Source organism: Paenibacillus germinis, assembly GCF_013141785.1.
Classification (GTDB): Bacteria; Bacillota; Bacilli; order Paenibacillales; family NBRC-103111; genus Paenibacillus_E; species Paenibacillus_E phytorum.
On record NZ_WHOC01000127.1, the window covers coordinates 1 to 5,910 of the forward strand.

At 38.6% G+C, this 5,910-nt stretch carries 7 protein-coding genes; 5 read left to right on the plus strand and 2 right to left on the minus strand.

Annotated features, from left to right (window positions below; all coding sequences use genetic code 11):
* The first annotated feature begins 686 nt into the window (after nucleotides 1–686).
* The 4 genes from GC102_RS23445 (at nucleotide 687) to GC102_RS23460 (ending at nucleotide 3,466) form a co-directional block, all read left to right on the plus strand.
* Nucleotides 687–1,529 carry a tyrosine-type recombinase/integrase gene (locus GC102_RS23445; RefSeq protein WP_171691637.1) on the plus strand — a complete coding sequence of 281 codons (843 nt, stop codon included), beginning with the start codon at nucleotides 687–689 and terminating at the stop codon, nucleotides 1,527–1,529.
* 287 nt (nucleotides 1,530–1,816) lie between these two features.
* Nucleotides 1,817–1,987 carry a PASTA domain-containing protein gene (locus tag GC102_RS40695; RefSeq protein ID WP_171691643.1) on the plus strand — a complete coding sequence of 57 codons (171 nt, stop codon included), beginning with the start codon at nucleotides 1,817–1,819 and terminating at the stop codon, nucleotides 1,985–1,987.
* Nucleotides 1,988–2,076: 89 nt separating this feature from the next.
* Nucleotides 2,077–2,631, plus strand: a complete 555-nt coding sequence (locus tag GC102_RS23455; protein ID WP_171691638.1) for a hypothetical protein — start codon at nucleotides 2,077–2,079, stop codon at nucleotides 2,629–2,631.
* 373 nt (nucleotides 2,632–3,004) lie between these two features.
* Entirely contained in the window at nucleotides 3,005–3,466 is a 462-nt protein-coding gene (locus GC102_RS23460; protein WP_171691639.1) for a DinB family protein, read from the plus strand.
* Nucleotides 3,467–3,548: 82 nt separating this feature from the next.
* Here the strand turns inward: GC102_RS23460 and GC102_RS23465 are convergent, their stop codons facing one another.
* Nucleotides 3,549–4,901, minus strand: coding sequence for an FtsW/RodA/SpoVE family cell cycle protein (locus GC102_RS23465; protein WP_171691640.1), 1,353 nt, complete (start codon nucleotides 4,899–4,901; stop codon nucleotides 3,549–3,551).
* Nucleotides 4,898–5,233: a PadR family transcriptional regulator gene (locus tag GC102_RS23470; RefSeq protein WP_171691641.1), complete on the minus strand. Its 336-nt coding sequence runs from the start codon at nucleotides 5,231–5,233 to the stop codon at nucleotides 4,898–4,900. Before GC102_RS23470 ends, GC102_RS23465 begins: the two co-directional genes overlap by 4 nt.
* A gap of 207 nt (nucleotides 5,234–5,440) precedes the next feature.
* On the opposite strand from GC102_RS23470, the gene GC102_RS23475 reads away from it, so the two are divergent.
* A complete protein-coding gene (locus GC102_RS23475) occupies nucleotides 5,441–5,749 on the plus strand; it encodes a hypothetical protein (protein ID WP_171691642.1) in 309 nt (102 codons plus the stop codon).
* Nucleotides 5,750–5,910: the final 161 nt, after the last annotated feature.

Consider the following 5,910-nt stretch of genomic DNA (forward strand, 5'->3'; position numbering starts at 1 on the left):
GTCCAGCGACACAAATCAACCTACATTGTAGCGAAGTATTCAGATTGCCTAGTATTTGATGGCTCCCCCATGGCAAAAAAGATTTATTATATATAGTTAGTGTCTATGAGGACGAAATTGTATGGAAACTAAGAACGATTTTGAAAGGGATATGCAGGACGTGACGGTGGGGAAGGAATGGAATCTCTAGTGACAAAAACTGGTGTGAAAGAAATTGGCAAGATGAAATAAGGTTGTTTAATCTGAAATAAAGTTATTTAACCTGAAATAAAGTGGTTTAATGAAATTTACAGTTGTAAACAAATGTGATTAGGGTAAAAGCAGGGATATGAGGATAAGGGCAAAGACTGACGCGTCATGAAGGCAAGAATTATTAAAGGTTTAAGCCACTCCTATTTCAGCTTACTGGAAAGATCTCTAAAATCAGTGAGCGTGCGACAGCTAAAAAATTGTGTGATCTTTTGGGAAAGGATTTGGAAGTTATGTATCGGATTGAGTGATTGTGATGTGGACCTTTATTTGTGTCAAGTTCGCTATTATTAATTGCCAGAAGGACTTAATGGGTAATCTAAACGTCGACAAAATGTGTCATATCGAATAACGCTAGCACAACAATAAGCAATAAAGATTAAACCCTCCCAATTCTAGCAAAGCTAGAGATACTAATACTTGGGAGGGTTTTTATTATGACATTGAAGGATTTATGGATGTTGTATGAAGCTGACAAACGTATTCTGGGATTCAGTACGCATACAATGAAAGCATACTTTCTACAACTAAAGATGTTGGTCCGTGAACTGGGTGATCTAGAGATTGAAGAAATCTCTATAAATTTGCTAAAAGACTACTTCGCTAGGGTATCAGAGCGGTTAAAACCTAGCAGCTTAGGTCATCGGATTCGATTTGTACGCTCCCTTTTTCGCTTTGCATTTGAAGAAGGGCATATCACACGGAATCCTTCTCTCAAGCTGAGAGAACCAAAGATGGACAAACGTATTCCAAAATTTCTAATTGAGGAGGATGTTATTCATCTTAAGATTACCTGTCGATCTCACCGTGAGCATGCTCTGTTGGAATTCCTATACTGCACGGGCTGCCGCGTTGGAGAAGTGCAGAAAATAAACATTGAAGACGTGAACTGGGAGAACAGTTCTGCAATTGTGAATGGTAAGGGTTCTAAACAAAGAGAGGTTTACTTTACTACCGAGTGTAAGGTTTGGTTAAAAAGATACCTAGAGAGCCGTGAAGATACCTGTAAAGCATTGTTTGTTACCGAAACGAATCCGACCCGTCGATTGACGATTCCAACAATACGTTGGTCTTTAAAAAAGCTAGCACAACGCGGGAAAATTAGTGCCAATGTATATCCTCATCGATTCCGTCACACCTATGCCTGTCAATTGCTAGATAACGGTGCACCGCTAGAATTTATTCAGGGTATGCTTGGGCATGAAAAAGCATTTACTACACAGATTTATGCGCAGCTGCGTGGAGAGCGTAGAAGAGAATTATATCGCCGATATTTTTAGGAAATTCATTTATTACTTCTTAAGGGTAGATATGCTCAATAAGAGCTTTCAAATTTTATTACATAAAAAGGAATTTAAGTATTCCTCACGAATTAATTCGTTAACAAGTTGGATTTTGCTGTTTGCAATCACTACGTTATAAACAATTGCCTTAAACCGATATTAAAAACCAATTTTCATGGGGGAATTTTAGAGATGTTAAGCTTTATTACTGAATTACCAACAGACAAACCCATTGGCGGTGTGCATTGTGTCCCTATTTTAGATGATGGAAATATGCGGTTAAAATTGCTGAGTCTAAAGGTATTAAATTAAATATTAATAAGACCACTAGTGATCAGTTTGAGAAAGGTATTATACTTAGCCAAAATCCTGCTATTGGTGATTTAGTTGAGTTTAATTCATCTGTAAATGTCTATGTAAATGAGGAAAGTAATTCTAACGGGCAGAAATCTTAAAAAAGGGTTTAAACATTCAGATTACGACTTCTCTATGCGTCTCAGAACGTTTGCTTATTAATAATAAGGTACTATTAGGAGATAAAAATATGAACAAAAAGTGGATTACTATTACAATTTCTGGAGCGGTTATTGCAGTAATACTCTCGCTTACACCTGCATTCGCTACTTCTACTCCAAAAGAAAATGCAACGACCGAAAATGCAACGACCGAAAATGCAACGTCCTTTAAAGTAGTAACTGTACCAGCAGAGCAACAGCAAAAAAAGGAAGTCGTAGATCGATTGTACAAATCATGGGAAAAAGGAATTATTAAGATTGAGGAGAGTAAAGGTGAAAAATTTAAAAAGGATGACTGGGATTTAATTTACGGAGTTGATATTGACAGGCATTTCACAAACCAACTTTCAGATGTTGAAGCACAATCGTTCTTTATGGCACTAAACGAGGCTAAAAAAGAATATAAAACAGGTGATTCTCAATATGGAATTTTGTTGAGTAAAGATCACAAGGCAGCCAGAGTAGTATGGGAACGTTCTAACGGAAGCTTTCATATAGCGGATATCGTTTTAAAAATCAAATCCACGATATTGAATAAAGAAGAAAATATATGGACACTGGTTAATCAAGAGGAACTACAATAGGTAATGTCCACGGTTCATCTGTTTTGTTGTAGGCATTTACAATTACTTTCTTAAAGTTATTTTGATCAAAAAAAGAAAACCGTCATTTGAAAAGGCGGTCAAATTAGACCAATTGATTATAAATATAAAGACATCTTTCGTTGCTCATTGTAACCCAACGAATAAGTTATGACGTAATCGCCAGTAACATTGCTTCACAGAGAGTAGCTCAACGATTAGGGTATTTCCCGCTGGGGTGTCTGATTGGCGATGCAATACTGCGTGCCGCTGTACGCTCAACAAACGGGCAGCATTGCTTAGCAATAAAGGAGAAGTTGTTATTCTATACGAATCATAAATAGATATAAACTGATAAATTGGGAGTTGCTTTGAGTTGATAAAATTGTTTCAGTACAACTGGAAGGTAAGAGATGAATGGTTTGAACTGTGTAAGCAAGTCCCAATAGAAGAATTGTTACGTGATCGAATTGGTGGGGCAGGTTGTATTCTGTATACATTCTTTCACATTTCAGACGTGGAATATAGTTGGATTCGTGGTATACAAGGTAAGCCTGACATCCAAGTACAATATGAGAACTATCAAACACTCCAGCAAGTAAAGGAACTTTCAGATTCTTGGCTCAAAGAAACAAAGGCATTCCTTGATACATGGTCAAGTGATTATGAAAACGAAACTGTGAGTGTACCGTGGACTGAAGGGCGGTTTACCAAAGGCGAGATCTTGCGACATGTGATTGCTCATGAAATTCATCATATGGGGCAGCTATCTATTTGGGCAAGAGAACTTGGTCTTCAACCAATTTCAGCAAATGTGATTGGACGAGGGTTAAACTAACGGGAAACTATAGTTAAATAAGAGAGCGGCAGTCTAGGACTTTAATTATTTTCCTCGTCCCTGGCTGCCGCTGTTTCAATTATTAGTTTTGTCTCTTTGTTTGTATACCTAGTAAATCCTTACGCCGATACACGCTAAGAATTAGGCCAATGGCTGCAAACTGAAAGATGACAAGAGTGCCGTTATAGCTAATAAAGGGAAGCGAGAAAGCACCTAGAGGCGCCCAACCGAAAGACATCAGCATTGGCCAAATAAACTGGATCACGAATAGCGTGAGTATTCCTGAAAGCAGGGCTTTCCCATAAGTGTCTCGGATTTTGCCGCTGATTTGCAAGGAATGGAAAATAAATAATATAACCATCAAGAAGATAAGAATACCGGCAACCCAGCCGAAGCAATAGATCAAATAAGCGAACATCATATTGGAATGAAGTTCAGGTAAAGTAGGTAATGGAGTACCGTAGCCATGTCCCCACCAGCTAGCTGATGTGATAGCTTCTTTGGATTGTGTCAGGACATAATTAAACCCTTGTGTATCTTCTTTGGGTTTTAAAAAGGCCATCCACCGATCAAACGAATTAGACCGATGGTGCGAGGTTAACAAAAAAAAGAATGCGGAACCGAAAATCAAGGTCACGTGCGTAATTAGAATACTGCGACTCTTCTTTAGCGTTAGAAGCATTGAAGCAGATCCTAAGAAAAACAAGATAAAATCCGTGAGAGAGTGTGCCTTTAAGAAAATGACACACGGTATTAAAAGAATACCGAAGTTCAACCATAGTGACCGCGCAATTGACTTTATCCATGATTCAGTTAATTGGTTAGTAGGTTTATCCGTCCAAATTCCCGCTAATGACAATAGAAACAAATAAGGAGAAATGGAAACAACATTCACGACGAATCTACCCAATTGCAAATAGCCATCCATGCCGTTTAATCGGTAACCTGTTGTTATGGAGTAAACCAGTAAGATCAGCGTACCGATATATAAGGCCCAGGAATAGGAGGCTAATTTCTGATAATTGAACAAGCGGATTCCAAGCATAAGAAGTCCGCCAACACAAACATAGATGACTTGTTTCAATCCAATTGAAGAGAAACCTAGACGCTGGACAAGTGAAGCCTGAGCGGTAAAAACGGCGACAAGCCCAAACAGTATGAAGAAGGACAGAAGCCCAAGCAGCTTCCAATCAGTCCGTGGGCGATGTACCTTATGAAACTGAGCACCGATAAGTTCGGGAGCTCCCATCTGGGTGATCGCTTCTTTTATGGCGGTATTTAACGCAATTCCTCTGTCTAATTTCTCTTCAATGATATCTTGTAAATGACCCTCCAGCTCCATTTGCACTTCATGATGAACTTCTTTAGCTCGAATATGTGAGCAGACCTGCTTCAAGAACTCTTTGACGTCTTCCTGATATCGAATCGGATTCATACCATGCCACCCTCCCCTATAACACGGTCGACAGTGCTGCGAAACAGCGTCCATTCCTCCATTTTAAGTCCGAGTTCATCTTTGCCGCTCTTTGTAATACGATAATATTTTCGCTTTCGGCCATCCTTCTCAATCCAGTAGGCTTCCACGTATTTATCTGATTCAAGGGAATGAAGAATGGGGTACAGAGTCCCCTCCTTCAAGGTAAAAACACCGTCCGTGTGCGTTTCCATCTCTTTGGTCATTTCATACCCATACATGTCCTTACGGTTCAAAAGTGTTAGTATTAGGATGATAGTACTGCCTTTCATAAGTTCCTTGCTAATTTTCATAAATGCTCCTTTCTATGTATAGATTACATATGCATCGATTATCTAGGTATTAGTATAGCGAATTGCTTTTGTTTTGGCAAATAATAGAAAAAATCGCAGATTTCTAAACTAACGGGCAGCATAGTTTGTTAGCCTCAAGGTTACTGGAAGGAAATTCAAACTGATGAAAGAATATATTAAGGAGTTAATCGAGAAAGGGATTTGAATATGCGAGTCATTACTTTATGCGGTTCTACAAAATTCAAAGGACAATTTGAACAAGCAAATGCATTTCTTACGCTTCAAGGTAACATCGTTATTAGCGTTGCCTTCTTTGAGCAAAGCGATGGTTTTGAAATATCAGAAGAACAAGCTGAATTACTTGGAAACCTGCATTTTAGAAAGATTGATATTTCTGATGAAATATTCGTAATTGATGTTGATGGTTACATAGGGAACAGCACAAGGAGAGAGATCCAGTATGCTGAAGAAAAGGGAAAGGCAATCCGTTACTACTCTACTGCTATGATTCCTTAAAGTGTATTTATCTAAAGACAACCGATAGTGGAGTTTGTCTCGCGGCAGTTCCTTTTTTTGATCATTCAAGTAACGGGCAGCATAGCTCTAAGTAACTAATACATTGGATTTGTTGGGATCGACTTCAGACGATGTGGCGAATTGAAGTTTTATGGAGCAAT

Excerpts from the sequence above, each read along its gene's own strand:
- GC102_RS23475 (WP_171691642.1), top strand. The coding sequence starts at position 5,441 with ATGCGAGTCATTACTTTATGCGGTTCTACAAAATTCAAAGGACAATTT.
- GC102_RS23465 (WP_171691640.1), bottom strand. The coding sequence starts at position 4,901 with ATGAATCCGATTCGATATCAGGAAGACGTCAAAGAGTTCTTGAAGCAG.
- GC102_RS23470 (WP_171691641.1), bottom strand. The coding sequence starts at position 5,233 with ATGAAAATTAGCAAGGAACTTATGAAAGGCAGTACTATCATCCTAATA.
- GC102_RS23445 (WP_171691637.1), top strand. The coding sequence starts at position 687 with ATGACATTGAAGGATTTATGGATGTTGTATGAAGCTGACAAACGTATT.
- GC102_RS23455 (WP_171691638.1), top strand. The coding sequence starts at position 2,077 with ATGAACAAAAAGTGGATTACTATTACAATTTCTGGAGCGGTTATTGCA.